Source organism: Neoroseomonas alkaliterrae (assembly GCF_014199195.1).
Classification (GTDB): Bacteria; Pseudomonadota; Alphaproteobacteria; order Acetobacterales; family Acetobacteraceae; genus Neoroseomonas; species Neoroseomonas alkaliterrae.
In genome coordinates, this window is record NZ_JACIJE010000029.1 from 1 (window position 1) to 3,642 (window position 3,642).

Annotated in this window: 4 protein-coding genes; all 4 read left to right on the plus strand. The window is 63.6% G+C overall.

Translation table 11 applies throughout. The features are described from left to right. Positions 1–1,561: class I SAM-dependent methyltransferase (locus FHS88_RS20195; RefSeq protein WP_184487290.1), on the plus strand; the 1,561-nt coding region annotated here is incomplete at its 5' end. Between the two features lie 61 nt (positions 1,562–1,622). Then, positions 1,623–2,291 (plus strand): FkbM family methyltransferase, encoded by a 669-nt coding sequence (locus tag FHS88_RS20200; protein ID WP_184487291.1) that lies wholly within the window; start codon positions 1,623–1,625, stop codon positions 2,289–2,291. Then, a complete protein-coding gene (locus FHS88_RS20205) occupies positions 2,288–3,391 on the plus strand; it encodes a hypothetical protein (protein WP_184487292.1) in 1,104 nt (367 codons plus the stop codon). Before FHS88_RS20200 ends, FHS88_RS20205 begins: the two co-directional genes overlap by 4 nt. An 11-nt stretch (positions 3,392–3,402) precedes the next feature. Next, positions 3,403–3,609, plus strand: a complete 207-nt coding sequence (locus FHS88_RS20210) for a hypothetical protein (RefSeq protein WP_184487293.1) — start codon at positions 3,403–3,405, stop codon at positions 3,607–3,609. Positions 3,610–3,642 lie beyond the last annotated feature (33 nt).

Sequence of the window (3,642 nt, forward strand, 5' to 3'; positions counted from 1 at the left end):
TCAACGCCAATCTCCATGCCAGAGATCAGCTTGGAATCACGTCCGGCCCCGGCTGGGAATCCCCCCAAGCGCCAGTTTGTCCACGCGGCCTAGCGACAACGCCGACGCGCCGTTCTGGCGCAATCCCTGGTTCTCCACGCTGGACGCCGCCGCGCTGGTAGGCCTCATCTTGGCGCGGCGGCCTAACCGATACGTGGAGATCGGGTCCGGAATCTCGACGCGATTCGCTCATTTCGCCAAGGAGTCGGGAAGCCCGACGACCGAAATCATATCGATTGATCCGCGGCCACGCGCAGCCATCGACACGCTTTGCGATCGCGTCATACGGCAGCCGCTCGAAACATGCGATCTACGTATCTTTGAATATTTGGACGTCAATGATATCCTGTTTTTCGATGGATCACACCGCGTTTTCACAAACAGCGACACTACCGTATTTTTCCTTGAAGTACTTCCCATTATTAAACCAGGCGTGCTCATACATATACACGATATTTTTCTTCCAGATGACTATCCTGCAGCGTGGAACAACAGGCTTTACTCAGAACAATATATTTTAGCGGCCATGCTGCTGGGCGGCCAGACCAATTTTGATATAATATTGCCGAATTACTTTGTCACCCGGCACCCGGATTTGGGGCAGCGGGTGAAAAACCTGTTCGCGAGCACCGCGGGACAACCGGCAATCCCCCTGACCTATCCGAATGACGCGAATTGCCCGGGCGTATCGTTCTGGTTGACGCCAAGGTCGCTCGTTGCCCCAATCGCATCAGGGTTGAACGGCCGCGCTACCACTCCGCCTGTGATTGCCGCACCAGCAACCGTGTCCGGACCCGCGCCGAAAACGGCCCCGCGCCCACGACCGCCGGGATTGCAGGCGCTGGATTTCATCTCCCGCAGGATTAAGGAGTTCGAAGCTAGGCGGATATTCGATGTCGGGGCCAATACAGGCCAGTCGGCGCTGGAATTCGCAGCGCGGTTCCCGGATGCCGAGATCTATTGCTTCGAACCCGTACCCAGCACCCGGGATGCATTGAGAGCAGCCACAGACGGTCTTCCGCAGATCAGGATCCAGGATGTCGCGCTTGGCCGAAGGACGTCAGTTGCGCGTATGCAGGCTCGCGACAAGCACCCAATGAACCGCCTGCTTCGCGCGCACGAGCCTTTGGCGAACTCGATCGAAGTCCGGGTGACAACAGGTGATGAATTCTGTCGTAGCCATGGGATCGGCCAAGTCGATTACCTGAAGATAGACACGGAAGGCAATGATCTGGATGTCCTGCTCGGCTTCCAAGGCATGCTCGCATCGCGGGCAATCTCTCTGGTGCAAGTCGAAGCGGGGATGAGTCCGGATAACGATCGCCACGTGCCGCTCAGCCGTTTTCTGAGCCTGCTCGGCGATCACGGATACCTGCTTCTTCATTTGTTCGATGAAGTTCGGCGGAACCATCGATTGCCGGCGGAACAGCAGCAACTGCATGGCATGTGGTTCTGCAATGCGGTCTTCGTCGCGGAGAAGCCCGAACGGCTGCTCCTCGCAGCAGCAGGCATGAACCGGTAGCGGGCCTCTCGGCCCCATCGAGACGCCGCATTCAGGATTCACCAACAGAGGCCCTTCACACATGGCGGCCCGGATCGAAGCGCAACGCCACCTCCAGCGCAGCTTCTCCCAGGATGGCGAGGATCGCATCGTGCTGCGCCTCTTCCGGCATCGCCGCGACGGCTTCTACATCGACATCGGCGCGCACCATCCTTATCGCTTCTCCAACACCGCCCTGCTGCACGAACTCGGCTGGCGAGGCATCAACATCGAAGCCACCCCGGGCGCCATGGACGCTTTCCGGGAAGCGCGGCCCGATGACATCAACATCGGGATGGCGGTCGCCGAGGCCGAGGGGACGGTTCCCTTCAAGGTGTTCGAGGAAGGCGCCTACAACACCCTCGCGACCGGCCGCGTCGCGCCGGGCAAGGGCGGGCCGGATCAGGGGCGCGTTGTCGAGGTTCCCGCCGCGCCGATCGACGTGATCCTGGCTCCGCACCTGCGTGCGGGGCAGCGCGTGGACTTCCTGTCCCTGGATATCGAGGGCTTCGAGATGGCGGTGCTCGCCCGCTATCCCTTCGCGACCCATCCGCCGGCCGTGATCGTCGTCGAGGACCACGGCTTCGACATCGCGGATTGTGGGAGCTCACCGATCTTCCGGCAGCTCAGCGCGAAGGGCTACCGGCTTCGCTGCCACATGCTGTTCTCCTCGGTCTATGTGGCCGAGGCGGAGCTGAAGCGCGCGGCATGAGCGCGGCGCCGCTTCCCGCCGATCAGGCCGCGGTCTTTGCCGAGGTCGATGCCGGCCAAGCCCGCCTGTCCGACATCCTCCAGGGTGCCGTGGCCGGGGGACACATGGATGCGGTGCTGCTGCGCGCCCGCAATTCCCGCGAGCGCCTCGCGGGCATCCTCGCGCGCGGGGTCGTCACGATCTGCGGCGGTGTTTTACCGCGGGCGCAGATCGCAGCCGAGCTTGGCGTCGCGCGCGTGTCCATCATCTCCTTCGACGACTGGGTCGCCGGTCGCGCGCGCTGCGATCTCCTGCTGGTGAATCATCACGCCTTCTTTCAGCGGGCCGAGTGCATGGGGGCCCTGGCGCGCGCCGCTGCCGAACCGGGCTTCGTCTCGGCGATCCAGTTCCGCGACCACCATCACCTCTATCGCCGCAACCTCGAACTCGCGGCGCTGGCGGACTTCGTCTTCCCGGGCCATCCATACAAGCATGAGTATCTGCGGGCGGCGAACATGAACATTCTCGCCGTCATCCCGATGTGCGTCGGCCAGTGGCCGGATGCGATGATGGTGCGCCTGTTCCGCGAGAACGCCGAGGCGAACCGTTCCGATGCGCTCTACGGCGGCTACGGTTTCTATCCGCGCTACCGGGCCCGGACCGCCTTCATCGACGTCATCGGCCGTGACATCCCGGGCAGCAGGGTGGTGCAGTGGCGTCCGGGCATGGAGGGCAGCTACCTCTCGCTCTCGCAGGAGGATCGGTTCCGAGACTGGCTGGGCCACAAGGTCTCCGCGGTGGTGAACACGGATTTCTGCATCCCGAACCGCATCTTCGATGCACTGGCCGCGGGGCAGATTCCGCTGGTGCCGCACGGCCTCTCGCATCTCGAGACGGTGATCCCCGCCGAGCATCAGCGCGATTTGCCGGTGCTGCGCTATTCGGACTTCGACATTGCCTCGCTCCGCGACGCATACGCCCGGGCGCTGGCGGCCTATGACCGGGAGGGTGCTGCCGGGGCGGCGCGCCGGCACGGCTATGCGCTGCGCTTTCACACCCTTGCCGACCGCGCGCAGCGGATGCTGCGCGAGCTTCGCCGCGTGGCAGACCAGGCTGGCTGAGGGAAGGCGCCATGCCCCTGCTGCTGCGCCTGCATCCCTCCGCCCATGTCGAGATCGACCCAATCCTTGCCGAGCAGGCCAATGGCCGCGTGGAGGCCGCCGAAGGCGCGCGGATCGTGCTCGGCCGCCCGAAGAATCTCGGGCCGCGCAGCCACTTGGACGCTTCCGGAAACCTCTGGCGTTGGCGTGCTGAGCGTGATTCGGTTGGCGGGAGGTGAGATCGGACGGGGCGCGGATGTTGGGAGGTCAGC